Here is a 25253-nt window from a genome sequence, read left to right on the forward strand (position 1 = left end):
AATGATGAGTTACCTATTCAGAAATGGTTCATGTACGTTTTTAATTAGCCATAGGGTAGGTGAATAATAAAAGATGAACCAAGTTAAAACCAAAGTGAATCAATACGGCATATATCAAACGGCCCGTCCAGTAATACGTCAGACCGTATAACAGTCCTGCGAGGGCAGCGATAGCGATGAACAGCCCGCCCCCGGAAAAATGCGCGAAACCAAAGAGGAGACTCGCAAGAAAAATACCAACATAAGGGTTGAAGCGTTTGCTCAAGCCATTTTGGATATAGCCTCGGAACAAAGCCTCTTCAGCGACACAGGTAAATATTAAGTTGTTGATTACAAACACCCACAACCAAGGCGGAAGCGAGAACTCAGGCTCAACAATACCCACTCCCCATGCGAAAAATGGTAGGGCGATGAACAGTGCGGCTAGTAAAATTTTTTGAGTTAATGGTAGCTGAGTTAATGGTGTTATTGCCGATGATATAGGATTGGTGAGCTTTAACATATCTGGCATTAGCAGCAACAGAGCGAAAACAATAAGTGGCTTGTCGAGGTTCAGGTACATAGTAAAGGGGATACTGCCTGAACCAGTGAAGGCTTTGTTGAGTACGAGTAAATTGTCAAAACCAGGTACTAGATGGAGCACTAGAGCGGCAGCCCAGAGTATCACTACACTGTGGCAAGCGATTTTATAGATACCTGTTTGCCGTTGGCTCAGTTTGGCAATTCCGAGCCCGATAGCAATAATGACCAGTGCCATTGGCGAAACTCGTTCTAAAACAAAAGCAACTAAGCCTGTGGCAGCCAGCAAGTGCGGCCAAACTTTTGGCCTGATAAAAACGGATAAAACAGTAATGGCAAGAAGTAGCCAAATTAGGCCGTCTGGCCATAGGTCATTAAGATGAAACATAGTATTTTAAGTTGAGTTGAGCGTTATAATAGTTACAGCCATGGTAACTAAAAAAAACTGTGTTTTCATTGTGATAATGGTGAAATACAACGCATTTGAAAGTGAGCAGGGACATTGTCTAATGATGAATAATTTCGCTGAATCTCTTGCTTGTGAAAAGAAAGGTTAATGAATGACAACGGAGTTTGTGCTGGGCGGTGCCCGTTCAGGAAAAAGCAGTTATGCTGAGTCACTTGCCCTAGCGAGTGGAAAAGCTATCGTGTATGTTGCGACGGCAACAGCCGGTGATGTTGAGATGGCCGAGCGAATTGAGCGGCATAAGAAAGACCGCCCGAACAGTTGGCATGTAGTGGAAGAGCCTCTCGCTCTTGCGAAAGTGATCACCGAGCTTTCTACAAAAGATAATTGTTTGCTGGTGGACTGCTTAACGTTATGGTTGACCAATTGCCTGTTTAACCAAGATTACGTCATTGATTGGCAACAGCAAAAAGGTGAATTTCTTGCGGCATTGAAACAGGTGCCAGGAGAGATCATTCTTGTTAGCAATGAAGTCGGGCAGGGGGTTGTCCCTATGGGCGAGATGTCGAGACGGTTCGTTGATGAAAGCGGCTGGTTACACCAAGCTATAGCTAAGCAGGTTGAGAAAGTGACTTTCGTGACTGCAGGGATCCCACAGCACTTGAAGGGGGCTTAGATGGCTCAATGTGTAAGAACAAGAATAGATATCTTGCGCCATGGTCTACCAGAAGGCCATGGCTGCTTGCGGGGGCATACTGATTTTCCCATTACTGAAGCCGGCTTGGTACAAATGCACACTGCCGTAAAAGGGTTGAATGATATTGAGCAGATCATCACCTCTCCATTGCTAAGGTGCAGTGATTTCGCACATATGCTTGCTCAGAAGTTTGCTTTACCTTGCCAACACTTTGCACATTGGAAAGAAATGGATTTTGGCGAATGGGATGGCCAAAGTCATGATAGTTTATGGCAACAACATGGGGCGTTATTAGAAGAGTACTGGCAAAACCCTTGGCTATCGACACCACATGGTGGAGAAGCCCTTAAAGATTTTGATATGCGTATCCAGCAGGCATGGGACCATCTTCTCGAACATTATTTAGGGCAGAAAATCTTACTGGTAACACACGCGGGTGTCATGAAGCAGCTCATGCGTATTTTGTTAGAGATGCCAGAAACTACCAGCTATCTCCATCGGGTAGACCTACCTTATGCGGCGCGTTACCGTGTAACAGTAACAACAGATGATAATGGTTTGCACTGGCCTCAAATCCAGTGGCCGATCGAACAGCAGTATTAAGCGAGAACGAATGCAATCAACAACTAAAGCTTTGATGGTTCAGGGCACAACATCTGATGCAGGCAAAAGTGTTTTGGCCGCCGGTTTATGCCGTGTGCTGGCTAGAAAGAAAATTAAAGTGGCGCCTTTCAAATCGCAGAACATGGCGTTAAACAGCGCCGTAACCAAAGATGGCGGTGAGATCGGGCGGGCACAAGCTGTTCAGGCTCAGGCGAGTATGATCGAGCCAACAGTACATATGAACCCTGTACTGTTAAAACCGAACACAGATATCGGGGCGCAGGTTATCGTACAGGGTAAAGCATTGGCAGACATGGATGCTGTGGGGTACCACAACTACAAGAAAGTCGTGCTTGGCCCGATAATGGAATCTTTCAACATTCTTCAGCAGGAATATCAAACTGTCATAATTGAAGGTGCAGGAAGCCCAGCTGAAATTAACTTGCGCGAAAACGACGTTGCCAATATGGGCTTTGCTGAAGAAGCCGATGTGCCAGTGATCATTGTTGCTGATATCGATCGTGGAGGCGTTTTTGCACACCTATATGGCACTCTGGCCCTGTTATCAGACAGCGAGCAGGAAAGGGTCAAAGGCTTTGTCATCAACCGTTTCCGTGGTGATATCAAGTTACTGGAATCAGGCTTGGAATGGTTAGAGCAGAAAACCGGTAAGCCGGTATTGGGAGTGTTACCGTATCTGCATGGATTAATGCTTGAGGCAGAAGATGCCATAGATGTTCAGCAAGTTGATGCCGACGGTGATCAACTCCGAGTATCGGTACCTGTGCTTACGCGTGTAAGTAATCATACTGATTTTGATCCTCTGCGCATGCATCCGCAAGTAAATCTACAATTTATAGGTAAAGGGCAGCAAATTCCGCCATCTGATCTTATCATTATTCCAGGGACTAAAAGTGTTCGTAGTGATCTGGACTACCTTAGGGAGCAAGGGTGGGATCAGCAAATTGCCCGTCATCTTCGTCTAGGCGGTAAGGTGATGGGTATTTGTGGTGGTTACCAGATGTTGGGTGAAACCATCGCAGATCTCGACGGCATCGAGGGTGAGCCGGGAACAAGTCGTGGCTTGGGATACCTAGCGGTATCGACAGTTTTAGCGCCACATAAGCAGCTCAAACTGGTTAGTGGCAACCTAACAATGCCTGATCAGCGCAGTGTGCCGGTTAGAGGGTATGAAATTCACGCTGGAGTTACCGAAGGGGAGGGTGAAGACGCGCCTATCCGGTTAGCTGATAATGCTGACGGAAAACTAGGCGTGGATAATCAGGTGTTTGGCACCTATCTACACGGTATTTTCGAGCAACAAGAAGCATGCGATGCCATTTTGAACTGGGCCGGATTGACTGCAACTTGTACCCCTAACTTTGACTTGATTAGAGAACAAGGCATTGATCGTGTTGCTGATATGCTTGAAGAACACATGGATTTTGACAAGCTATGGCCGGAATGGTCAGAGCGTTTTAGCAAGAAGGGGAGCTAACTTCTCCTTTTGTAAACCTAGAGCCTAGTGTGAGGAGCTAACTAGGCTCTCTCAAGAGGGATGAATATGATTTTAGATGTTTCACCGAGTATTAAAACTCTACGTCTTTATACCAGACCATGGGGTGAAGACGACCTTGCTGGTTTATACCGGATAATGTCCAATCAATCAGTTCATACCTTCACGGAAGAAGAACCTTGGTCTGAAGAAAAAGCGAGACGTGAGCTACAAAAGTATCATATTGAGCCATCTGCGGATGATGGGCATCGTGGTTACTTTAACTGCCCGCTAATACTCTCTGACTGTCACACCCTGATTGGTCGGGTTGGTTTACATCCCTATGGTGATAATGATTCGACAGCAGAAATTGAATGGGTGATCTGTGAAGATCATTGGCATCAAGGCTATGCGACAGAAATTGGAAAAGCGATCCTTGAGTACGGTTTTCAAGAGGCGGGTTTCCACAGCATTATCGGATTTACTTGTGTACGAAATATGTCGGCACGTCAGGTAATGAAAAAAATTGGGATGGAACATATTGGAGATAGAGAGCTTCACAACAGAAAGCTCAGTGTCTTTCAAATAAAGAGGGAGCCTTGAATCGGCTCCCTTTATTGTTGCTGCAATGATTATGTATATGTGACTTGAGGTCGCCTTCACCTAGACTGATAGTGTTTTTGTGATCGCTTTTCTAAGTGGCTAAATAGAACAGATAAGCCAAGGCACAGGAAAAGGTAACCCGCACCGACCAAGAGCCAGATCTCAAAGATCAAACCCGAAGAGTTGGCGATTTCGCTACCAACAAAAGTGAGCTCTTGGATAGATATTAACGAGATAATGGAGGAGTCCTTGACCAAGGAAATAAATTGACCCGCAAGCGGTGGTACGATACCACTTAATGCCTGAGGGAAGATAATATAGCGGAATCGGTCAAGTGCAGATAACCCAAGCGAGTCAGCGGCTTCCCATTGACCTTTTGCAATAGCATCAATACCTGATCGGACTATTTCTGCAATATAAGCTGCTGAGATCAGGCCGACACATAAGATCCCTGAGAATAAGTTCTCCCACAATTTTGCCGGGCCAAACAGTACAGACTGCCAATGGCTGATTTCACTGGGTGTATTTCTAAATACGGTGTCTAAGCCTAAAACTGGGATCAGTTGGCTCGAAATGAAGAAGTAAAATATGAACACAAATACCAATGGTGGAATGTTCCTCACCAATTGGATGTAGGCTTGAGCGGGTAGTCGTAAGAAAAACCATGTAGAGCGGCGAGCTAGGCCGAGTAACAGTCCAAGGACGCCAGCGAATACCATACCCCATAAGCTAAGACGCAGAGTCGCGAGTAGACCTTGGAAAAAATAAGGCAATTCGCCATTTCTGCCTGGTGTCATAACTAAACTAAACGCTCTCTCCCAGTTCCACTGATAATGAACACCGGCAGAAGAGCGGTACCACAACCAGCCAATGGCAATAGCAATTAGTGCCAACAGAAAGGCATCAAGCTTGTTCAGTTTGAAATTAGCCGGGAACTTAATTCCCGGCATGTTTTGTGACTTTGAGTGCGACAACGCTTATTGTCCTTCTGCGATCTGGTCTTCCCAGTCAAGGGTGGTGAACCAGTAGTCGTGGCGCTCTTTTAACCAGCCATCTTCTGTTCGAAGTAAAATCCAGTTGTTGAAGAAATTAAGTAGATCAAATTCCCCATGGCGGATTGCAAATGCTTCCGAACCACGACTTAGACGTTCTTCGAAAGGAATATAGAGTTTGTCACTGTACTGGATAGCCATATGCTCAGGTTTAGGTGATGAGGCCAATGCTGCGTGAGCATTACCGTTCAGGACTTCCTGAAATGCTTGAGCTTCATCATCAAATTGACGGAGTTTAGCTTTCGGGAAGTATTTCTTTGCGGTTTGAACGGTAAATGCACCCCGTCGAACAGCTAGGGTAACACTGCGCTTGTTGTAGTCTTCAAAGCTTGTTTTGCCTGCAGCAAGCTCTTTATGCGCTGCAAGCTGTACCCCTGAATGAGCATATGGGCTAGTAAACAATACGCTCATGTTACGTTCAGGGGTAATGGATAATCCACCGATGATGACATCAAATTTACCGGCAAGTAGGGCAGGAATAATTCCATCCCAAGCTGTCGGGATGAATTCAACTTTAAGCCCTGCATCTTTCGCCAAACGGCGAGCAACATCAACTTCAAAACCGACTAGTTCACCTTGTTTATCTCTCATAGCCCAAGGAACGAATGTTGAGAGCCCAACACGTAGGGTTCCACGTTCTTTGATTTCAACCAGTGCACTTTTATCGGCGGCGGTTGAGACAGAGGCCATAGTTAGCGCCATAACAGCAATAAATGCTGAGAGTAATCGTTTCATGCTTCCTTTCTCCTAATTGATTATTTTGTAAATGACTGTTGATACATAGTGCTGAAAGTTCTTTTGGTGATAGTTCTTTTGGTGATAGTTCTTTTGGTTATTGTTTTGTTAGTGTGACGGAGTATCTAACCGATGCGCTAACCAAGCAGCAAAGCCTGAGAGAGTAAGGGTGACAACAAGGTAGATTCCTGCAACGGTAAACCATACTTCGAAGGGCATGGCCGTATCGGCGACAATATTCCTCCCCTCTGTGGTTAAATCAAAGATTGCCATTACACTGACTATTGAGGAGTTTTTAACGAGTGAAACCCCTTCATTTGTCAGCGGTGGCAAGACTCTCTTAATCACTTGCGGCAAGATAACGAAACGATAGCTATCGAAAGTCGAGAGGCCAAGGCTTTCACTGGCTTCAAACTGTCCGCGATCAATGCTGGTTAGGCCCGCCCTGAAAATTTCTGCGGTATATGCCCCTTGGAAAAGGGAAAGTGCTAATACTGCAGTTGTAAATCTTTCCAGGCCAAGAACAGGGCCAAAGACAAAATAGAGTAGGTAAATCTGTACCAGTAAAGGGGTGTTGCGGATAAGCTCGATATACCCCCTAGCAACAGTACGCCCCACAACAGAGTTAGATAGCCGAAGTAAGGCAGTAGTCAAACCTATCGCTAAAGTGAAAAACAAGCTAACGGCTGAAATTTCAAGTGTTACTCTCAAGCCTTCTAATAATTCCGCTGGAAACCATTGGCCATCTTCCACAAACCACAAGTACTGGGGTATCCGGTACCATTGCCAACGGTAGTTCATCGCATCGGCACCGGTTTCCAGTAGCCAAAGTAAGAACATAGCTACAAGACCCACTTGCAATAATCCGGAGAAGAAAGGTTTGGAAATACGCCCCATCGTTTTCATTATCTGTGATGAACTAATCACGTTCTGAATCATCATATCCTCCTCAATAACTCAGAATTTGTTCTAAGAACATCTGGGTTCTTGGGTGTTGTGGGGAATCAAACAATTCAGAAGGAGGGGCAATTTCGACGATTTCGCCTTCGTCCATAAAGACGACTCGGTCGGCAACTTTTTTGGCAAAACCCATCTCATGGGTGACACAAATCATGGTCATCCCCTCATCGGCAAGCTCAGTCATAACATCTAGGACCTCACGGATCATTTCGGGATCGAGCGCTGATGTTGGTTCGTCGAAAAGCAGGATATCAGGTTTCATGCAAAGCGAACGGGCAATAGCGACACGTTGTTGTTGTCCACCTGATAGTTGTGAAGGGTATTTATCGGCTTGGTGGGCAATATGAACACGTTCAAGGTACTCCATTGCTAATTTGTTGGCTTCTTGCTTGCTCAGCTTACGAGTGCGGCGAGGTGCAAGAGTAAGGTTTTCCAGTACCGTCATGTGAGGGAATAGGTTGAAGTGTTGGAACACCATACCCACTTGTCCACGAATGCGTTTTAGGTGTTGTGCATTTAATGGTTTGTCTTCTACCTCTAATTGACCGTCATTGAACTGCTCTAGGCCGTTGATACAACGTATCAAGGTAGATTTTCCCGAGCCGGATGGACCACATATGACGAGTTTTTCCCCACGTTGTATGTTGAGGTTAATGTTCTTCAGTGCCTGGAAATCTCCATACCACTTATTGATGTCTTGAAACGAAATTACAGTTTCTTTGGTCATCCAGACCGCTCCAAAGAGAAGGTATATGTTTACTATGCTATTGCTTTGTAAAGAGGAATTCAAAGATATGAAGTGATTATAGGGTGATAACTGTGAAATTATTCTGATTACGCATCATGTTGATTAATAAGTAGCCGTTATGAAAAAAAATCACCAAATTGGTCAATTAGCGTTTGCACTGCACATAAAAGACAGATAAGTTTATGTCAATTGGATTTGAAAGATACTGTCAACAAAGTCTGTAATCATTAGTTTACAGCTGACAAATGCGTAAATTAGGAAGTAACAATGCATAAGACCGATGATGTTCGCATTAGCGAAATTAAAGAACTTCTCCCTCCTGTCGCAGTACTGGAGCGTTTCCCAGCAACAGAAAATGCGTCTGAAACGGTATATCAAGCTCGTCAGTCAATTCACAAAATTCTGAACGACGAAGATGATCGCCTACTGGTAATCGTTGGACCATGTTCTATTCACGATACCAAAGCCGCTTTGGAGTACGGCCAGCAGCTAAAAGCGCTGCGTGAAGAGCTAAAAGGCGAGCTAGAAGTCGTTATGCGAGTTTACTTCGAAAAGCCACGCACAACTGTTGGCTGGAAAGGTCTGATTAATGACCCGTACATGGATAACAGCTTTAAACTAAATGATGGTCTACGCATGGGCCGTAAGCTTCTACTTGACCTAACTGATATGGGTGTACCGACAGCAGGTGAGTTCCTAGATATGATCACGCCACAGTACATGGGCGATTTGATCAGCTGGGGTGCAATCGGTGCACGTACCACGGAGTCACAGGTACACCGTGAACTGGCTTCGGGCCTTTCTTGCCCAGTAGGTTTCAAGAACGGTACAGACGGCAACATAAAAATTGCAACTGATGCGATTGGTTCAGCCAGTGCGCCGCACCACTTCTTGTCAGTGACGAAATACGGTCATTCTGCGATTGTTTCAACCGCAGGCAACGAAGATTGCCACATCATCCTACGTGGCGGTAAAGAGCCAAACTACAGCAAAGAACATGTTGACTCGATTACTGGTCAGCTCGAAAAAGCAGGTCTGCGCCAAAAGGTAATGATTGATTTCAGCCATGCCAATAGCCTCAAGCAGTTCCAGCGCCAGATGTTAGTTTCTGAAGATGTAGGCAGCCAGATTGCAGAAGGTAATAAGGCAATCTTCGGTGTGATGATTGAGAGCCATCTAGTTGAAGGCCGTCAGGACATCGTAGAAGGCCAGGAGCCGACCTACGGTCAGAGTATAACTGATGCCTGTATTGGCTTTGGTGATACAGAGAAAGTACTGCGTCAACTTGCGGAAGATGTGAAGAAGCGCCGTCAAAAGTAGTCATTCGACCTTCTAGTAATTAGAAACTCAAAGCCAGCAGTTTTTCTGCTGGCTTTTTTGTATAAATGAGAGCTACACAGAAAAAACTATAAGCCATTGTATATAATTAATTGTTGTAACTGCATATCAGGGAAGAAATAATGGTAGTTAAAAATAATTATTACAATAACGTGATTTTTTTAGTGGTTTTAGGTTTAATCCTATTTAGCTTCAATTTAACTATTAGAAAAGAAACCATCGTCTATCTGTACGATTCAAAACGATTCTTTGTCGTGGGCATTGTTTGGTTAACCTCTCTGATAAGTTTATGCTCCAATACAGTTAGATGTGAGATTGTCAATGGTTTTAGACATTTGTCACTCTTTAATCGAGTACTGTTATTTACCATGTTATTCAGCATGACAATGTCTACGCTTATGAATGAGAATGCGGTCAATCATGTCAGTGATTTTTTATTTATTCTGGGGATGGGAATCACTTGTTATTTTTTAAGGGTGGGTATCCAATCACAGAGGAGTAAAGTGATACAAGCTTTTGCTTTGGTATCATTGCTTTTGTTTTTTTCAGTTGCCATCGCATTTTGGCTACGTCTTTATTTAAACTTAGAAAGTAATCTTCACACTATATTTAGCTTTGCAAACCCTAGATTTCTAAATCAAGTCCAAGTTTGGCTTATTATTCCTGTGCTCTATATGGCAATACTGGCTAAAAGAAAAAGTAATTACTCAGCTGCGTATACTACAGCTTTAGTTGCTTCAGTAGCGGCAATCATAGCAACAGATGCGAGGGGAGTTTCAGCTGCCTTATTAGTAACAGTCATGCTTTGGGCCATTTTGGATCGATCTTGGCGTTCGGATATTCTTAAGTTGGTCATCATATCAATGATTTTGGGCTACCTTGCAAAGTTCGCTTTATTAGATCCGTTGCCCAATTGGTTGTTTTATAATGGCGAGTTAGATCTCGGTGAGATTCGATCCGGTACATCAGGTAGATGGCAATTATGGAAAGAGTCTTTAACACTGGTAAATTTTTGGGGGAATGGAGGCGGTTACTTTGTCTGTGCATCAGAATTTTATTCAATCCCAAATACAGGCCACCCACATAACTCGCTGTTAAATATTTGGGTTGATTGGGGGGTACTGGCTACAGTTTCTTTTGTGATTTTCAGTTTCCATGTGCTGTATTCTGTGGTTACGACTAAGAGTAGGTTGGTACGTGTATTCGGGTTATCTATTTTAGCAAGCTTAACTTATAGTCTTGTATCAGGGGTGCTAAATACACCATTAAGCCAATTGTTGTTTATTGTCTCACTAGCCTTTCTATGGACCACTTCTCCTGTAAAACAGAATCATTCTGTTTGTAGAGCTAATCACTTTATTCTCATTAGCCTCGCAGTAATGATTGTTTTTAGCATGAGCGCACGAATGTATGAAAGAATTGAATACTATCAGGCATCCAATATTAGCAATGAGAAAATTCTGTCTGAAAAAGTGCGGATAGAGTTTTGGCTTGGGAACAATTGCTCAATGTAAATTATATGTATACTCAAATTACCACAAGGTAATTGATTCTGAGAGTTAGAGAGCCAATGAGTTATGATTTATGCTTCATGGCTCTCTAACAATTTACCTCTCGTTAATGTGTGGTATCTGTAATTGAGAATACTGTTGCTTGTGACTGACTCCCTCTTCGCTCATTAGTGAGTTTTACGGGTGGCGCAGTAATCTGTAACTTCTGAGCGCGTTGTAAATTTTCATGGGCTTTGGCATAGAAAGTAGGGCTGGTGTTAATGGCTCTATTTAAGTAATCGATGGCACTCTCATAGTCGCCTTCAAGCATTGCAAAATATCCAATGTCATTGAGCGCTTTTTCACGGTTCATCACCTTTGATAAGGCATCGAGGGCATCTTCGTAACGTTTAGCCTTAATATAGGTGAGGCCTAAATTTGACCACGCACGTTGATTGTTAGGGTAGAGAGTACTGGTTCGGCGGTTGATCATTTCAGCTTGTTCGATTTTACCGTCCAGATAATATGAGTAGCCTAAATTAGTCAATGCCTTTTCTGAGCGATTATTGACATCAAGAGCAGTGAGATAGATCTTCTGAGCATCTTGGTGGTTTGCGTCTAAGTCAGTCAGAATCCCCAAGGCGATATAGGCTTCGAAAGGAGATTGCCCGTCCATTTTTAGCGGTTGAGATAGCATAGTCGTATCCGGATCAAATTGCGTAATGCCTTGACGCTCTTGATCCATCATTACGGCCTTTAGCAATTGTTTCCTAGCATTATCATGCTCACCAAGTTGGAGTGAAACGACACCAACCGAAGCCGTATATTGGATGCTGTTAGGTTTAATTAGTGCAGCGCGAGCGTATGCGAGTTTTGCTAGAGCATAATTTTTTCGCTGATGATGAATATAACCAATCTTATAGAAAGCTTGGTCTGCTTTCTTCTGGGAAGGAAAGCTGACAGCTCTTATGTACTCGTACAAGGCCAGATCCGGATCCCCGGCCATGTAGGCATTATCGCCTCTTACAATTGCTTCCTCAGCGGTTTCGGGAGGAAATTCACCTGTTAAACCCAATGTCGGTTTGCCGTCATATAACTCATGATTGAACTCTACATTGTTTTGGTTTGCCGTATTGTTATTGGCTGTGCAACCAGCTAACGCAATCACCATCATAAAAGAAAATAGCTTTAGTGGGAGAGGACTCATTATTTTACCTTCCTTGAAAATCAATTAACTAGCAAACACTTTCATAAAAATGAGCACTGCCGGGCCGACGGCCACGACGAAAAAACCTGGCCATATGCAGGTGATTAGAGGGAAGATCATTTTCGTTCCTATTTTTGCTGCAGCCTCTTCTGCTTTTTGCATTCTCCTGTCACGAAATTCAGAAGCATATTCACGTAAGGTGTCACCTAAACTGGATCCCAGTTTGACAGATTGTGAGATAACACTGACCAAGCCTTGTAATTCAGCTAACCCTGTACGTGTAATAAATTGATTCAGTGCAGCAGCCATAGGAATCCCAACTTTTGTTTTTTGGCAAACTAGTTGAAGTTCATGGCTGAGGTCTTTCGACAATGGCTTGATTTCTGTTGCTACTCGTTGAAGGGCTGCCTGGAAGCCTAACCCTGCCTCAGTAGACACGACAAGCAAATCAAGCGCATCAGGGAAAGCCCTTCTCATTGATTTAATCCGCTTGTTCGCAAGGGCATTTAATGCAAAATTTGGAAGAAAACTGGCTAACCCTACAGCAAAAAGGCTATTGGTAATGACTTTTTGCGTTGACGCTTCGGGAAAAAACTGTGAACTGATAATGCAGATTAAGCCAACCGTAATGGCTAATACTGATTTTAGCGCATAAAAAGAAGTTAGTGCTTTTTCATTTTCAAAACCAGCATGCATTAACAGTGTTTTCGTATTTGCTTGCTCCTTGACTGATGTAGGCTTCACATATTTATCAATAGACTCCAATGTCTTATCGAATTTCTTCAACTCAGAAGCAGAGTGCAGCTGATTATTTTGCCCGGAGATACGTTTTAATTTTTTCTTCACTGGCGTGATGCTGTTAGTTAGCAGTATTGATATAGAAACGGTTAGCAATACAGTGACAGCAAAGATTAATGCAAGAAACACCCACTTTGTTTGAGTGTCATCGAGAAAGTTTGAGGATAATGATATCAAGTAATCCATGTTATACCTCGATACGTAACAGCTTTCTTATCCACAGTAAGCCCATAAACATGGAGAAACCAGCTAGTTTCAAAAGGGTAATACCTGTATCTGTGGTCATCAGAGGAGATAAGTACTCAGGATTAGAAAGATATAGAACAAGGAAAAGTACAAAAGGAACCAGCATTAGCACCCAGGCAGACATTCGTCCTTCTGCAGACAGTGTTTTCACTCTGCGCAGCAGTTTGAACCTTCCGCGGATCACATTGGAAATCTTATCTAAGGTTTCAGCTAAGTTGCCGCCAGTTTCTTTCTGGATAATGACGGCACTGTTAAAGGCCAAAACACTGACTGAAGGATTCCGTTGTGCAAGGTTTTCTAACGCTGTTCTTAAGTCAGCCCCATAATTGAGTTCAATGAATGTTTTACCAAACTCAGTTGAGATCGGCGGCGCCATTTCTTGGCTGACGGTTTTCATGACTTCAGTAAATGGATAGCCAACGAGAAGCGCTCTTTTCATGACATCAATGGCCTCAATGAACTGCTCTTCAAACAGCTGCATTCTTTTCTCGGCTTTATAACGTAAGAAAATAATGAAAACAGCAATAATAGCTGCGGGGATGAATGTTGCTATTTTTATGCTTTTGAAGAAAAGATAAGAAGCAATAAATGTAGTGACACATATGATAGTTAACCATAAGGTTGTTTTATACGCTTTCCATTCTAAGCCAGCTAAAGCGAGTCTCTCCGACATGAACTCACCAAATCGATTATTTTCCAACCAACGTTCTGTTGGTGAAAGCTGCTCGAGGTAGTTCGCTCGTAACAGAGACTTTTGCTTAGAGCCATCTTCTTCAATGTGCTTGAGTTGCTCCTTCATTAGTCTGGATCGCTTCGCCCGTGCCCCCGTAGTAGTGATCAGAATTGTCTGTGTAACGACCACAACGGCAACGAAAAGTATTATTAAGTAAAGTTGGAGATTCTGATCCATTAGAAGTCCTCCAAATTTGAATCATTAAAGTAGCTGTAGGGGAGGTCGATACCCATATGCTTGAATGCTTCAATAAACGAAGGAATATTGCCGGTTGCGACATAGTCACCCAGCACATTTCCTTGTTCGTCAATGCCTTTGCGCTGAAAGCAAAATAATTCTGTCATGGTAATAACATCGCCTTCCATCGCATTGATTTCGACAATACTGGTGATGCGTCTTTTACCATCTTCCATGCGTCGAAGCTGCACCACGATGTTGATAGCAGAAGCGATTTGGGAGCGTATGTTCTTGATAGGCATGTTCCAACCTGCCATTGCAAACATGTTTTCTATTCGGCCCAAAGCATCACGAGGCGTATTGGCGTGAATGGTTGTCATTGAGCCATCATGTCCTGTGTTCATTGCGGCCAGCATATCAACGGCTTCACCACCACGCACCTCACCAACAACAATGCGATCGGGTCTCATTCGGAGTGAGTTGATGACGAGCTCACGCTGGGTAATGGCTCCTTTGCCTTCAATGTTGGCGGGGCGGGTTTCTAAGCGCACGACATGGGGTTGCTGAAGCTGTAACTCCGCAGAGTCTTCAATGGTAATGATTCGTTCATTTTCAGGGATAAAGCACGAGCAGATATTCAGGGTTGTTGTTTTACCAGACCCTGTCCCGCCTGAAATGAGAATATTCTGCCGCCCTTTGACGACAGCTTGCAGAAAGTGCGCCATTTCCTCATTCAATGTGCCGAAACCCAGCAGTTGTTCCATCTTGAGCTTTTCAACCGAAAAACGCCTGATTGAAAGAGAAGGGCCGTCGATGGCTAATGGTGGAATAATCGCATTAATACGCGAGCCATCTTTAAGCCTTGCATCGACCATGGGGGAGCCTTCATCAATACGCCGTCCAACTTGCGAAACAATACGGTCAATTACGTTGAGTAGATGCCTATCATCGCGAAAAGAAGAGTTAATTGCCTCAAGCTTGCCTTTACGTTCGATGTATATCTGTTTACTGGAGTTAATCAGAATATCTGAGATAGTGGGGTCTTTCAGTAGCGGCTCAATAGGTCCGAGGCCTAGGATCTCATCGCAGATTTCATCAATAACCCTTAGTCGTCCTTCTGCATTAAGCGGTACTTCTTTCTCAAGCAGCAATAAACTGACCATATCTGCAATTTGTTTGCGAGCTTCAGTGAGCTCGAGGGTTTCTAACAAAGAAAGATCAAGAGCTTTAAAAATGTCATCCATGATCTCATCTTTTATCTTTATCTCTTGATTGGTCAATGAGACGATCGAAGATGTTTCAACATGAACAGGTTCTTTGTGTGTCAGGATAGGAGAAGGCTCGCTCTTTTGAGGAGCGAGTGGTTCTTCGGCTTGCTGTGTTTTTCTCTTTAAAAACATAATTATCCCCTAAAATACATCATCAACTTCTTAAGACCTGTCACATGGGTGATTTCTTTTTCATAAATTATGTTAGACACACTCCTCAAAGACTTTGTAATAGGTTTGTTTTCAAAGTTTGAGGCAAGTAATTCGCCAAGGTTTGTTGAAGAGCTCACTGACTGGTAGTCATTAGGAACTAAGATGATGTCATCGACACGTAGTGACTTTATTATATCTTTGTCGGTGATATCGACATTTTTAGAATAACGGTTGACGATGACTTTGATCTGCTGATCACTATTGCCAAACAGGTGTTTGATCCGTTTGATTAATGAAGCGGCTTCCCTGATTGCGGGTATGTTTTGCTGTACAACAATAAAAATATAGTTTGCTTCCGAGATCGCTGGTAACGTACTGTTTTCCATACCACGAGACATATCAATAACAACATGGTTGAAATTGTTTTTGGATTGGGTAATAAAGTCAGCAAACAGTTTAGGTTGAACTTCATTAATACTGTCAAAAACATGTTCAGATCGGGTAGCAATGAACTTCAATCCTGATGAGTGTTTTGTCAGCATGCCATTTAAGGCATACTCGTCGAGTGTTTCTACTTGCGATAAGGCATCACTTAGAATGTACTTAGTTGGGGTCGACAATAGATTGGAAACACTACCAAATTGTCCGTCTGTGTCTACCAAGCAAGTGCTTAAATCATCAAGTGCCATCATATGAGCAATAGTGGTACTGATAATAGAAGTACCCATGCCACCTTTGGCGTTGATAAATACACTGAGTTTGCCTTGGCCTCTTTTAATCCTTTTTGATTTCGCACATTCGTCTAAAATGCTATCTATTTCATTTTCATCAAAGGGTATGGTAAGCACATCTTTAATGTTGTTCTTAATCGCTCGTCTCAACATCTCAGCGTCAGACTGGTGACTAATAAGGATAATTGGTAAGTCAGTGGTATATTGCTCTACAACATCATTTGAGAGTTTTTCCCAATTTAAATTGCTATCGGCAATGATAATGTCTGGGGTAGGGAATTGTTTTAAGTTGTTAAATGCTATCTTATATTCTAATTCTGTCATTGAAGAAAACTTTGCATTTGGCCATAGCGCAAGGTATTCCATCAAAGGTGCTTTGAAGTCTTCATCATTGCTGATAACCCAGCCTTGAATCGTCGTTGATAACGGCAGTTTCGATTTAGTCGCTTTGTTCTCTTTATTTAACGTTGATATCGGTTTTTCAGTCAATGTATTCATAATATGCACCTAACAATTTGTAAATCCATTTCTTGTTACTCCCAGGCTTTCTCTTGGAAGTAGGGTAGAGAAATCTGGTGCCGTTATACTTAAACTGTTTGTGACAATCGGAAAGAGTGGCTTGAATTGATAGTTAACAATTTTAGCTTCCACAAATTCAATCTGATTGTAGTTTTCGGCTAAGGTTAGATCCTCCGTGATTGCCGTAGCCGTGCTATCAAGGTAGTTAATTTCTATATTATCAATGCTGAAGTCAGGTAAAGTGACTGAGTCTAATAAGCTTGTTATTTTTACAGATTGGATATCGTCAGTATCAACTTGGCATACAACTGCAATCCTTGCCGCTCGGCGAGTCGTTTCGTTGAGTAAATGCCATGAATAAATCAGTCTGCCTATTTCAAAAATCGCAAATATTAAAGTAAAAAAGATAGTGGCAACCAGTGTGAACTCAACGAGTGCAATGCCATTTTGTTGTTTTTGAGAGGTATAAGGCTTCATTACAATACCCTCATGCTGTAGCTGGCGACAATGTCGAACACTAATGAGCTTGGTTCATCGCTAAAAAAAGCTGGCCATTGTGCGAATACCGGCTCAAAAGGATAAATGATCTGTGTTGTGATGTAGTTATTATTTAACTCGATAGTAATGTGATCTTCTTTGAGGTTATTGATTACCGTTGAGCTACTATCCACAGCGGAGCCATACAGTGATAAATTTTTTGCACTAGAAACAAGTTGATCCGTGAGGTCGTAACTACCGCTATCTCCGACTATTATTCTGTTGGATAAATACCGAGAAGAATCGCGGCTAATTTTTTCAATTTGGGTATAGGTATAATAGGCACGCCCTAACTCACTGATGGCAATCAGTAGGATAATCAAAATCGGTGCGATAATAGTAAACTCTACAATCGCGAGCCCTGTTTGTTCCTTGAGGCTACGACTACTCATGAATCCTCACTATTAGGGTCGTTGTATAAGACAATTTTGTAAGGACCTTCAGTATCAGGCACTAGACCAGGCTGACCGCTGTAATTTCTGCAGTCTTCAATAAATTCGCCGATGATCCATGAGCCATCGCCTTTACCGTTTTTATTATCAGTTGTTGTAGTAATGCTCAAAGGCTGGTTAAGGAAGAAACAGCCCAATCCTTTCAGAGGGATATCCATCCGTCCCCCTGATTTTGTTGCTTGATCACATTTCAGTATGGGGACAGTCACTACTCGCCTAAAAAGCCCTTTGTTCTGGCAGTTTTCAGATCCTAGACACGCTTGATAATTATTTGACTCGTAATTAGAGATGTATTTTTGGTAGTTATATATTTCATCGTAAGTCTTGTTGGGTTTATAGGTTGTTGTTGACTCTCCTTCATCACTTTCTTCAGTGACCTCTTCGATTAATGCTGGATCATTCTTCTCATAGCTAGTGTCTATATCACTAATATAAAGACTTGGGTCAAGATTACCCTTGTCGTAAACGCCGAAACGGGTATCGATAGCCAAAGAAGGGCCAACCATATTACCGGGCTCGGTGGTTATTACTTCACCGTCGGCATTATTGACACAACTGTCGAAGTTTCCTGCAAGGGCCTCACTGTATGCTTTAGCGCCTGACTCAGTACTACCATCGACACCTTGCAAGGCCACGGCCATATAATTTCCCGAGCCAATTGCTGAATCTTTGCTTGTAGAGGCTTTCAGGACATGGAGAGACTGGGGCGAATAGCCGGAAAGTGTTGAGCTATCAGAATCACCCTCACAAATACTCAAGGGGAGTACATTGCAGGTCATCCCCAAGCTGGTGCTAGGCCCTGCAACGGCGGAAGCGCGGGCATGTAGCGTAACGCCAAAAATCGAAGATAGAAACTCGGGTAGAGCAATGTTTTCTATTTTGACTCGTACATACTTAGACGAGGAAGTCTGGGTTAATGGGTCAAATGGCAAGGCTTCTGAGAATTCATAGCTGACACTATCGAAGGATATAGTTAATCCCGTAAAACCTGATGAAGAGAGGTTAGTCTGTATTGTCGTGTTTCCCTCATTTTTGGCATCGATAAGGGTACCTTTTTGATCTAAGGTTTTGGCTGCTGTTAATGCGGCTGCATCGGCAAGGTTCTGCAATCTACTTTTAGATAAAATGAGATGACCGACATCCAAGGCTAACGCGCCTATGCCAATTAGTGAAACAAGGGCAAAGGTGGTGAAGATTGCTACTACACCACGTTGTTTCGTTATTTGTGTGTGCCTTGAATTTCTCATCCCTGCAAACCTCTTATTAAACTCAAACTTAATTGGTTTGGGTTACGATGTTTTTGTTTTTGACCCTATCTTGCGTTGAACCCTTATCCTCATTTTTCAGCGCCTTTGATGCTTTTTTCCCACTAAATGGCGGTGATTGGGTTGGTACTCTGTTTTCAGCTATTGGATCGACGGTTTGTAACCGAATCATCTGATCCCGGCTTTTTCCCAACGTCACCTCAGCGACCGATAGGCTAGGGAAGATCATGAGTAGAACTGTTAATAAGGGTGCTCGCTTCCACTTCATCTTATTACGCATTGCTCTTTCCTTATAAACTGTGACCGAATTGCCCTTCGGTACCTGCGCTTGGGGTGAGTACTGCAGTGTTGCTTTGGGTATAGGGTGCGTTTTGATTCAGTGGCTGGTTTTCTTTTAGCTCGCTCATGCGACCCAAGAGGTAGAACTCCCAGTCATTGGGCTCAACGAAACTATCGGTAGGTAGGCTAATATCTTGTCTCCGGATAGGTTTAGCTAACCTAGGTGTAACTAAAATGACCAACTCCGTTTCACCTTTACGAAATGACTGGCTACGGAATAATTGGCCGATAATGGGAAGGTCGCCAAGGCCGGGTAACTTATTGACAACGTCCGTGATGTTTTCATTGAGTAAGCCAGCAATACCGATAGTTTGGCCATTACCCAAAGAGACGGTAGTTTTGGCGCTACGCTTGGTGAGAGCCGGAACAAAGAACTGTGAACTGGTACCAGACGGATTAAGGGTGACCGCATTTTGGTTTGTGATTTCACTGACTTCAATATTCAACGCAAGGTTGATATTGTCGGCGGAAGAAACGGTAGGTACGAACTGTAAACCCACACCAAACTCTTTGAACTCAATGGTGATATTGTCATCATTCGGAACTGGGATAGGGAATTCACCGCCCGAAAGAAACTCTGCATTTTCACCACTTAACGCAGTCAGAGTTGGCTCGGCCAGGACTTTGGCTAATCCATTGGTTTTCGCAATACTGAAGGCGGCACTGAATAAGGTACTGTCACTGAGGTAGCTAGCAAAAATGCCGTTGTCATCAATACTGAGAGGGTCACTGATTATCTCAGTGATAATGTTACCTGCATCGTTAAGTTCCGGAACCGCGGGAATACTCGCGCCACCATTCACAGTACCCCAGGTCCAGTTGCTGTTATTTCTGGCAAAAACAAAGTTGGAATCAAATTCTCTTACTAGCGTTCGCGAAACTTCGGCAACGGTAACTTCGAGCATGATCTGGTGTGAACCGCCCACACTCATGAGGTTGATGATGCCTGTCCCACTATTGGTAAAGGTATGCGCAACCTCTTCGGCCATAGCTATTTTTTCTGCACTGGTTACTTCCCCACTCAATACCAACTTGTTCTGGCTGGTATAGACAGCGATTTTTTCCTGAGGCATGAACTCGTAGAGTTTGGCTTTTAGGGCATTGAGATCGTGGGTTACCTCTACATCCAAAACCGTAATTAAGCGATCACGGGAGTCCCAGATAATTACATTGGTAGTGCCCAATGATTTACCTAACACATAAATACGATTTGATCTCAGAATGATGATGTCTGCGACGTCCGGGTTACCAATAGAGATACGTTTTGCACTACCTGGAATCTCAACCAGCCGAGATTTGTTGTGAGGGACAGAAATTGACAGAGTACGCGCTGCAAAGCTGTAACCACTCAGCAAGAAAGAGAGTATTACCCCGATAAGGAATAACTTTGTAATTGGTTTTAGTGCTTCCATGCGGTAGCTTCCTATGACTGCAAACTATATTTTGACATTGACGCGGCTACTTTCGGTGCCCTTGATGATAGTGACGCTATCGGTGGTTTTTCTGTAAACACGTGGTTTTTCGATTGGGTCGTTGGGATTACGAAGCGATAGTTGAAGTTCGCCTTTTGATTTAGCGGTGACAAGTGATTCAGCTTGTCGAGGGGTGAGTTCAAGGGTCACTGCGCGAACAATGATAGGGTCGGATGCATTCGTTTTAGCTGTTTGGTCGACCGCGAGAATTTTGATCCGCTTTAAAACAGTTTGTGCCCGGGATACATTTTTTCGTGCATAAATAACATCGACATAATCACCAGGCAGCAAGAAACCTGCAACACCAATGACGTCATTAACCCTTATGGTGACTGCTCGCATATTCGGAGAGATAAGAGCCGCCAGTGTTGTGCCTTCTCCTGCATTGACTAATCGTTCTTTCCTGATCACTTCACCGGCCAAAATTTCGTTTTTGACCACTTTGCCGACAACATCTTGCGTGTGTTCAAATCCACTAGATGTAATCACCTCCTCAGGTAGTTTTTTTATCACCAGGTGTTTAGGCTCAAGGATAGTACCTGACGGAATTAAATGTATTGCGGTGACCTGACCGACTTTGTTCTCTTCTTTGATCACTTCTTTGATGACTTCCCTGACAACTTCCACTTGCTCAGGCTCTGCCTTTACAGGTTCGAGATTTGCTTGCTGCTCTTCTAGCCAGTTATTTGCCAACATTAGTGCACCGAAGCCCATAAATGTTGATATCAATATTGTGATGAGGAGCCTACCTTTAGACATGTTCACCTCCATCAGATGAATCGTTTACGAAGTAACAGTTCCAGACGAGATCAATGAGCTCTGCGTTGATGACAGAGGAAGCCTGGCTAAATTTAATTTGGTTAGCGCACATTGATACTAGATCCCGGGGGTAGCAAGGGAGAAGAGGGACTTTGTCGTAAGCATGAAGCTGATTAATGATATATTCCAGCGTGGTATTAGAAGTATTGAGCTGGTGCTTTTGACACTCTTTGTGCCACAGATCTTGATAATCATTGGCAGATATTGGCCCAAATTGAATTTTGTAGCCAATACGCCGTAAAAAGGCATCATCTGCCAGTTTTGCAGGGTGGATATTGGATGAAAACACCAACACTTGCTCGAAAGGGATCTCAAAATGCTCACCAGAAGCGGTGCTCAAATAATCGATGCGCTCTTCAAGCGGTATGATCCAACGGTTTAATATGGCGTCGACGCTCATTTTTTGACGACCTAAATCATCTATAAGCAGCAGGCCATTATTTGCTTTTAACTGTAATGAAGCTCGGTTGATTTTCGAAGTGGCATCTAGGCTGACTTCTAGCATTTCTGCGGTTAACTCGCCGCCGACAACAACTTCTGGCCGGTAGCAATGAACCAAACGCTCGTCGGTACCGCTGTCTAAAAAAATAGATGGCGTGTTGGTCGTTGAAATGGCTTTGTGAACAACAGGGTCATAAATTTGGATAACTTGTGTGCCAGCACATATGGCATAGGGGATATACACTGTGCTATCAAAGAGTTTTACAAGTCGCCGGGATATATAGGTTTTACCTGTGCCCGGCAGCCCATAAATGAAAATTGCTCTGCCTGAATTCAACGCTGGGCCAACTTGATTAACAATATTATTAGGTAAAATCAGCCCGTTGAGCCCTTTGCGTAGGACAGAAGGGGTAACAGCTTGCTTTAAAGATGATTGGGAAAGCACCAATTGGTTGTAGTGATGCAGAGAAATAGGAACCGGCCCCATGTAGCCATCACGCTGAAGTTCCAAGTTGGCTACGGCTCGACCTTTCTCTGTTAGTGCATATCTCAGCCCGGATGAAAAACGTCCGTCAGAACGTATTTCGACATACGCGTTATCTTTGAGCTTTTGCAGTAGTTGTTCGATGATGTTACCTGGTAGCGCCATACGCTTCGAAAGTTGCAACGCGTCGCTGTCAGCATATTTGGTCAGGTGCTTAAGCAACAAAGCATCAAGTATGCGCAGAGGAATGCCTGTTTCTTCAGCGGTTCTTGGCTTTGTAAGTAATAAGTTAATACTGTCAGTAGGTTGGGTTTGTTCCACCGGTTTGCTGAATTGATGCGCGTCCATGCAATATCCTTTTAGAATAGGTAGAAATAACAGTATAAATATGCGAGTAAAATCGCTCCCCCCATAGGTACAGCACCAGCCGCTACAGAGTTTTCTTGTGGTTTTTCGTAAACACCTGTTAAAAAAGAAACTTTCCAACGTGTTAACATTGGTGTGAGTTCGCCGTAACAGATGAGTCTTAACAACGAAAGCAGGCCGGAAAACATAATGGAAACGAGAATTAGGGTAATGATGTTGGGGTAACCAACAATGATGCCTAGAGACGCCAAAAGTTTGGCGTCTCCGGCTCCAAACAGGTTAATCATGTATAAAGGTATACATAATGCAAAACCTATTAATACTCCAAGTAGAGCAGAGGCTAGATGGCTATAATCGAATTGGCTATGAACAACTAAATTACCTAAAACACCTAATATGAGGATAGAAAAACATACCCAATTTGGTATTTTATGGTGCTTAATGTCGTGTAAACACGCATACACAACCAATATGATTGATAAAAAAACCATAAAACCTACTTATAACTATATTCTGAAATTATTTTTGCTGTTAGCCGCCTGACTTTATTTGATTCTCAATGCCATTAATAGCGTTATTCAAAACGTTTCCAAGATTACCAAAAGCGGTTGCTACACCTGCAGCAACAAGCGCCCCTGCAACGGCATATTCGACCGCAGTTAGTCCTTCTTCATCTTTATAAAAGTTGATAAAAAACTGTTTGACTGATTTCATGGTATAACTCCTTAATTGACATAACCTTTGTCGTTGTCCGCCGACAATATAAATTTAGTAACTTGGTTCAGAAATACAAAAAAAATGGAACTTTTTTGTGATCGTGGCGAGCAAATTTATCAACTATTTAGCTATCTAGTTGATTAAGCAGAATATGCTTCGTACGGAGTGCTGATATTTTTACTAATTAAATTAGTTATTTAAAAAATATAAATGAATTTTGACTTTTAAATTGTGCAATATAGTACAAAAAAAAGACATTGCTTTTTTTAGCACTTTTTTAATTACACTTTGTTTATGCAGGTTATTGGTAGGGTGGGTATTCTTTAAACATTTCATTGATTTGGGTATCAATGAATGTTTTGCGGGAAGAAGGAGTCATTGTTTCGGTAAGTCTTCGTTGGGAAGTTGAGCGCCAAACAACGCTATTAGTTTCGGTGTCGATGAGCTCTACGATTATTTTACCGTATCGGTATTCTCTAATTTGTGTTGGTGTGGAATAGGCAACACCAACGCTTCGATGTCTATATCCAAATCCAAATGATGTACCGTAGGTTTGAAAATCACTTTGTTCGATGATGGAATGCCTAACTAATAAGTCAGCATCATTATTCACACCCGTTAGCCCTTTTGTATAAAGTTGTGTAGCGATAGCATCTTCAATTCTTTTTCCATCGAGCGTGGTGGCTTGGGTAGTAGAGAAGGTTGCAAACTCGTAGGTTTTGTAACTGTTGTAGTTCACTGCACTATTAAAGTCAGTAACAACATCCTTAGTACAGCCGATATTAATTAATATAAAAAACAGTAATATTAATTGTTTAGCCATACTTTCACCTATAAGTATTAGATGCAGGTGTGTATAAATCTCACAGCGCGTCTTCGCTGATAATAAAGCCGTCATTAAACTCAACAGAAATGGGCGATTCATTTTTCAGCTTTTCTTGTAAATGCAAGCTGTGAGGAAATTGACAGTAAATCTCATATTCCTTATGCAATCCATTGTCTAAAAAAGCGTCCAATACCTCGGCAGTATCAGCGATTAATAGTCTCGAATGAGGTTCTAAGTACATATCTGACTCACATCACACTTTGGGCTTGTTCTCATAAAAGCATAGCTTAGCAAGGGGTATTTGCTCATTGCAGAGACATGGATGAGGTACATCCATTACAGCGAAGTTCAAGAAGGGTCTCAAAAGACTAAATGGGTTAGAGGGAAAGATAAATCCTCACTATGATTAATGGAGTGGCATTAATGCGTAACCCTCTGACATTAAACGTCTCATTTCTGAGGTAGTCGGATGCAGTAGTTAACATGAAGGTGAGGATATGGGGAAAGCAGGTTTGGCATTATTAAGCTGTGTTTTAGTAAGTGCCTGTACTAGTCAACATTACTCAAAGCCTGTGATCGATGAAAATAAAGACATTGCCAGTTTATCGGCGCAGTACGTGAATGCAACACGTGGTGGCGGATGGGATTTTACCTCGCTTTTTCCCGGTAAGGTTTATCATCCCCGTGATGGATACATCCATTACAACCGCCTTTGGTGTTTGGACAAGGGGAGAGGCTCAATAGATGAGTTCCAGCGGTTTATTGCTGATGTCTGTGACAGCAAGGGAGGGGAAATGGATCTCGATTGGTGTATCTCGGGCAGTCATTCCTACCCGTTATTTAGAGCTTCGATTGAGCCAACAGGGACAACCTGTACTGGTGGTGATGTAGCAGTCAGTGTTGAGACTATTGAACCTATATCTTCTTCGACGTCCTCTGAGTGGCGACTCTATGCTGAAAAAAAAGGATTTGAACCGCCACAAAGATGAAGACTCAATGCGGTGCTTTGTTGATTTTGTGTTAATGTTCATGGTGTAACTGGACAGACCAGAAGGGA

Annotated in this window: 27 protein-coding genes; 7 read left to right on the top strand and 20 right to left on the bottom strand. The window is 42.9% G+C overall.

Annotated elements, in window-relative coordinates; genetic code table 11:
• Nucleotides 1–40 precede the first annotated feature (40 nt).
• Nucleotides 41–757, bottom strand: a complete 717-nt coding sequence (locus ACXAD4_RS27700) for a lysostaphin resistance A-like protein (protein ID WP_475245277.1) — start codon at nt 755–757, stop codon at nt 41–43.
• A gap of 322 nt (nt 758–1079) precedes the next feature.
• Between ACXAD4_RS27700 and cobU the strand changes: the two genes are divergently transcribed.
• From cobU to ACXAD4_RS27720, 4 genes are all read left to right on the top strand, one after another.
• The gene (gene cobU, locus ACXAD4_RS27705) at nt 1080–1601 is read left to right on the top strand and encodes a bifunctional adenosylcobinamide kinase/adenosylcobinamide-phosphate guanylyltransferase (RefSeq protein ID WP_475245279.1); all 522 of its coding nucleotides are present in this window, start codon (nt 1080–1082) and stop codon (nt 1599–1601) included.
• Nucleotides 1602–2225: a histidine phosphatase family protein gene (locus ACXAD4_RS27710; protein WP_475245281.1), complete on the top strand. Its 624-nt coding sequence runs from the start codon at nt 1602–1604 to the stop codon at nt 2223–2225.
• Nucleotides 2226–2235: 10 nt separating this feature from the next.
• On the top strand, nt 2236–3723 hold the full coding sequence (locus ACXAD4_RS27715) for a cobyric acid synthase (protein ID WP_475245283.1): 1488 nt from the start codon (nt 2236–2238) through the stop codon (nt 3721–3723).
• Nucleotides 3724–3789: 66 nt separating this feature from the next.
• Nucleotides 3790–4323, top strand: a complete 534-nt coding sequence (locus tag ACXAD4_RS27720) for a GNAT family N-acetyltransferase (RefSeq protein ID WP_475245285.1) — start codon at nt 3790–3792, stop codon at nt 4321–4323.
• 56 nt (nt 4324–4379) lie between these two features.
• Here ACXAD4_RS27720 and ACXAD4_RS27725 read toward each other — a convergent pair whose 3' ends face one another.
• The 4 genes from ACXAD4_RS27725 to ACXAD4_RS27740 all read right to left on the bottom strand — a co-directional run bounded on the left by ACXAD4_RS27725 (nt 4380) and on the right by ACXAD4_RS27740 (nt 7797).
• Nucleotides 4380–5273 (bottom strand): amino acid ABC transporter permease, encoded by an 894-nt coding sequence (locus tag ACXAD4_RS27725; RefSeq protein ID WP_475245287.1) that lies wholly within the window; start codon nt 5271–5273, stop codon nt 4380–4382.
• Between the two features lie 27 nt (nt 5274–5300).
• Nucleotides 5301–6077, bottom strand: a complete 777-nt coding sequence (locus ACXAD4_RS27730) for a transporter substrate-binding domain-containing protein (protein WP_475245680.1) — start codon at nt 6075–6077, stop codon at nt 5301–5303.
• 141 nt (nt 6078–6218) lie between these two features.
• Nucleotides 6219–7016 (bottom strand): amino acid ABC transporter permease, encoded by a 798-nt coding sequence (locus tag ACXAD4_RS27735; RefSeq protein WP_475245681.1) that lies wholly within the window; start codon nt 7014–7016, stop codon nt 6219–6221.
• Nucleotides 7017–7059: 43 nt separating this feature from the next.
• A complete protein-coding gene (locus tag ACXAD4_RS27740; RefSeq protein WP_475245289.1) occupies nt 7060–7797 on the bottom strand; it encodes an amino acid ABC transporter ATP-binding protein in 738 nt (245 codons plus the stop codon).
• 288 nt (nt 7798–8085) lie between these two features.
• Between ACXAD4_RS27740 and aroG the strand changes: the two genes are divergently transcribed.
• On the top strand, nt 8086–9138 hold the full coding sequence (gene aroG / locus ACXAD4_RS27745) for a 3-deoxy-7-phosphoheptulonate synthase AroG (protein WP_475245291.1): 1053 nt from the start codon (nt 8086–8088) through the stop codon (nt 9136–9138).
• 140 nt (nt 9139–9278) lie between these two features.
• Complete coding sequence (locus tag ACXAD4_RS27750; protein WP_475245293.1) at nt 9279–10670, top strand: O-antigen ligase family protein; 1392 nt, start codon at nt 9279–9281, stop codon at nt 10668–10670.
• A 103-nt stretch (nt 10671–10773) separates the two neighbouring features.
• Here ACXAD4_RS27750 and ACXAD4_RS27755 read toward each other — a convergent pair whose 3' ends face one another.
• From ACXAD4_RS27755 to ACXAD4_RS27825, 15 genes are all read right to left on the bottom strand, one after another.
• The gene (locus ACXAD4_RS27755; protein WP_475245295.1) at nt 10774–11853 is read right to left on the bottom strand and encodes a tetratricopeptide repeat protein; all 1080 of its coding nucleotides are present in this window, start codon (nt 11851–11853) and stop codon (nt 10774–10776) included.
• Nucleotides 11854–11877: 24 nt separating this feature from the next.
• Complete coding sequence (locus ACXAD4_RS27760; RefSeq protein ID WP_475245297.1) at nt 11878–12837, bottom strand: type II secretion system F family protein; 960 nt, start codon at nt 12835–12837, stop codon at nt 11878–11880.
• Between the two features lies 1 nt (nt 12838).
• The gene (locus tag ACXAD4_RS27765; protein WP_475245299.1) at nt 12839–13807 is read right to left on the bottom strand and encodes a type II secretion system F family protein; all 969 of its coding nucleotides are present in this window, start codon (nt 13805–13807) and stop codon (nt 12839–12841) included.
• Nucleotides 13807–15207: a CpaF family protein gene (locus ACXAD4_RS27770; RefSeq protein WP_475245301.1), complete on the bottom strand. Its 1401-nt coding sequence runs from the start codon at nt 15205–15207 to the stop codon at nt 13807–13809. The genes ACXAD4_RS27765 and ACXAD4_RS27770 overlap by 1 nt, the downstream gene beginning before the upstream one ends.
• Before the next feature lie 2 nt (nt 15208–15209).
• Complete coding sequence (locus tag ACXAD4_RS27775; protein WP_475245303.1) at nt 15210–16457, bottom strand: CpaE/TadZ family protein; 1248 nt, start codon at nt 16455–16457, stop codon at nt 15210–15212.
• 9 nt (nt 16458–16466) lie between these two features.
• Nucleotides 16467–16955, bottom strand: coding sequence for a TadE/TadG family type IV pilus assembly protein (locus tag ACXAD4_RS27780; RefSeq protein WP_475245305.1), 489 nt, complete (start codon nt 16953–16955; stop codon nt 16467–16469).
• The gene (locus ACXAD4_RS27785; RefSeq protein WP_475245307.1) at nt 16955–17407 is read right to left on the bottom strand and encodes a TadE/TadG family type IV pilus assembly protein; all 453 of its coding nucleotides are present in this window, start codon (nt 17405–17407) and stop codon (nt 16955–16957) included. The genes ACXAD4_RS27780 and ACXAD4_RS27785 overlap by 1 nt, the downstream gene beginning before the upstream one ends.
• Nucleotides 17404–18714: a pilus assembly protein TadG-related protein gene (locus ACXAD4_RS27790; protein WP_475245309.1), complete on the bottom strand. Its 1311-nt coding sequence runs from the start codon at nt 18712–18714 to the stop codon at nt 17404–17406. The genes ACXAD4_RS27785 and ACXAD4_RS27790 overlap by 4 nt, the downstream gene beginning before the upstream one ends.
• Before the next feature lie 28 nt (nt 18715–18742).
• The gene (locus ACXAD4_RS27795; protein ID WP_475245311.1) at nt 18743–19012 is read right to left on the bottom strand and encodes a hypothetical protein; all 270 of its coding nucleotides are present in this window, start codon (nt 19010–19012) and stop codon (nt 18743–18745) included.
• A 10-nt stretch (nt 19013–19022) separates the two neighbouring features.
• On the bottom strand, nt 19023–20483 hold the full coding sequence (locus ACXAD4_RS27800; RefSeq protein WP_475245313.1) for a type II and III secretion system protein family protein: 1461 nt from the start codon (nt 20481–20483) through the stop codon (nt 19023–19025).
• Nucleotides 20484–20507: 24 nt separating this feature from the next.
• Nucleotides 20508–21302, bottom strand: a complete 795-nt coding sequence (gene cpaB / locus ACXAD4_RS27805) for a Flp pilus assembly protein CpaB (protein WP_475245315.1) — start codon at nt 21300–21302, stop codon at nt 20508–20510.
• Nucleotides 21295–22635: a P-loop NTPase family protein gene (locus ACXAD4_RS27810; RefSeq protein WP_475245317.1), complete on the bottom strand. Its 1341-nt coding sequence runs from the start codon at nt 22633–22635 to the stop codon at nt 21295–21297. Before ACXAD4_RS27810 ends, cpaB begins: the two co-directional genes overlap by 8 nt.
• Nucleotides 22636–22646: 11 nt before the next feature.
• On the bottom strand, nt 22647–23144 hold the full coding sequence (locus tag ACXAD4_RS27815; RefSeq protein ID WP_475245319.1) for an A24 family peptidase: 498 nt from the start codon (nt 23142–23144) through the stop codon (nt 22647–22649).
• Nucleotides 23145–23184: 40 nt separating this feature from the next.
• Nucleotides 23185–23367: a Flp family type IVb pilin gene (locus tag ACXAD4_RS27820; RefSeq protein WP_475245321.1), complete on the bottom strand. Its 183-nt coding sequence runs from the start codon at nt 23365–23367 to the stop codon at nt 23185–23187.
• Nucleotides 23368–23671: 304 nt separating this feature from the next.
• Nucleotides 23672–24193, bottom strand: coding sequence for a DUF4136 domain-containing protein (locus ACXAD4_RS27825; protein ID WP_475245323.1), 522 nt, complete (start codon nt 24191–24193; stop codon nt 23672–23674).
• A 500-nt stretch (nt 24194–24693) separates the two neighbouring features.
• Between ACXAD4_RS27825 and ACXAD4_RS27830 the strand changes: the two genes are divergently transcribed.
• The gene (locus ACXAD4_RS27830) at nt 24694–25185 is read left to right on the top strand and encodes a hypothetical protein (protein WP_475245325.1); all 492 of its coding nucleotides are present in this window, start codon (nt 24694–24696) and stop codon (nt 25183–25185) included.
• Nucleotides 25186–25253 lie beyond the last annotated feature (68 nt).

The sequence above is a fragment of the Photobacterium sp. AWH4_225 genome (assembly GCF_056158405.1).

Coding starts and splice junctions, on each gene's coding strand:
- ACXAD4_RS27755 (WP_475245295.1), bottom strand. CDS start 11,853: ATGAGTCCTCTCCCACTAAAGCTATTTTCTTTTATGATGGTGATTGCG.
- ACXAD4_RS27770 (WP_475245301.1), bottom strand. CDS start 15,207: ATGTTTTTAAAGAGAAAAACACAGCAAGCCGAAGAACCACTCGCTCCT.
- ACXAD4_RS27740 (WP_475245289.1), bottom strand. CDS start 7,797: ATGACCAAAGAAACTGTAATTTCGTTTCAAGACATCAATAAGTGGTAT.
- ACXAD4_RS27720 (WP_475245285.1), top strand. CDS start 3,790: ATGATTTTAGATGTTTCACCGAGTATTAAAACTCTACGTCTTTATACC.
- ACXAD4_RS27760 (WP_475245297.1), bottom strand. CDS start 12,837: ATGGATTACTTGATATCATTATCCTCAAACTTTCTCGATGACACTCAA.
- ACXAD4_RS27825 (WP_475245323.1), bottom strand. CDS start 24,193: ATGGCTAAACAATTAATATTACTGTTTTTTATATTAATTAATATCGGC.
- ACXAD4_RS27785 (WP_475245307.1), bottom strand. CDS start 17,407: ATGAGTAGTCGTAGCCTCAAGGAACAAACAGGGCTCGCGATTGTAGAG.
- ACXAD4_RS27765 (WP_475245299.1), bottom strand. CDS start 13,807: ATGGATCAGAATCTCCAACTTTACTTAATAATACTTTTCGTTGCCGTT.
- ACXAD4_RS27815 (WP_475245319.1), bottom strand. CDS start 23,144: ATGGTTTTTTTATCAATCATATTGGTTGTGTATGCGTGTTTACACGAC.
- cobU (WP_475245279.1), top strand. CDS start 1,080: ATGACAACGGAGTTTGTGCTGGGCGGTGCCCGTTCAGGAAAAAGCAGT.
- ACXAD4_RS27750 (WP_475245293.1), top strand. CDS start 9,279: ATGGTAGTTAAAAATAATTATTACAATAACGTGATTTTTTTAGTGGTT.
- ACXAD4_RS27780 (WP_475245305.1), bottom strand. CDS start 16,955: ATGAAGCCTTATACCTCTCAAAAACAACAAAATGGCATTGCACTCGTT.
- ACXAD4_RS27810 (WP_475245317.1), bottom strand. CDS start 22,635: ATGGACGCGCATCAATTCAGCAAACCGGTGGAACAAACCCAACCTACT.
- ACXAD4_RS27800 (WP_475245313.1), bottom strand. CDS start 20,483: ATGGAAGCACTAAAACCAATTACAAAGTTATTCCTTATCGGGGTAATA.
- ACXAD4_RS27730 (WP_475245680.1), bottom strand. CDS start 6,077: ATGGCGCTAACTATGGCCTCTGTCTCAACCGCCGCCGATAAAAGTGCA.
- ACXAD4_RS27710 (WP_475245281.1), top strand. CDS start 1,602: ATGGCTCAATGTGTAAGAACAAGAATAGATATCTTGCGCCATGGTCTA.
- ACXAD4_RS27795 (WP_475245311.1), bottom strand. CDS start 19,012: ATGCGTAATAAGATGAAGTGGAAGCGAGCACCCTTATTAACAGTTCTA.
- cpaB (WP_475245315.1), bottom strand. CDS start 21,302: ATGTCTAAAGGTAGGCTCCTCATCACAATATTGATATCAACATTTATG.
- ACXAD4_RS27820 (WP_475245321.1), bottom strand. CDS start 23,367: ATGAAATCAGTCAAACAGTTTTTTATCAACTTTTATAAAGATGAAGAA.
- ACXAD4_RS27790 (WP_475245309.1), bottom strand. CDS start 18,714: ATGAGAAATTCAAGGCACACACAAATAACGAAACAACGTGGTGTAGTA.
- ACXAD4_RS27725 (WP_475245287.1), bottom strand. CDS start 5,273: ATGCCGGGAATTAAGTTCCCGGCTAATTTCAAACTGAACAAGCTTGAT.
- ACXAD4_RS27715 (WP_475245283.1), top strand. CDS start 2,236: ATGCAATCAACAACTAAAGCTTTGATGGTTCAGGGCACAACATCTGAT.
- ACXAD4_RS27735 (WP_475245681.1), bottom strand. CDS start 7,016: ATGAAAACGATGGGGCGTATTTCCAAACCTTTCTTCTCCGGATTATTG.
- ACXAD4_RS27700 (WP_475245277.1), bottom strand. CDS start 757: ATGGCACTGGTCATTATTGCTATCGGGCTCGGAATTGCCAAACTGAGC.
- ACXAD4_RS27775 (WP_475245303.1), bottom strand. CDS start 16,457: ATGAATACATTGACTGAAAAACCGATATCAACGTTAAATAAAGAGAAC.
- ACXAD4_RS27830 (WP_475245325.1), top strand. CDS start 24,694: ATGGGGAAAGCAGGTTTGGCATTATTAAGCTGTGTTTTAGTAAGTGCC.
- aroG (WP_475245291.1), top strand. CDS start 8,086: ATGCATAAGACCGATGATGTTCGCATTAGCGAAATTAAAGAACTTCTC.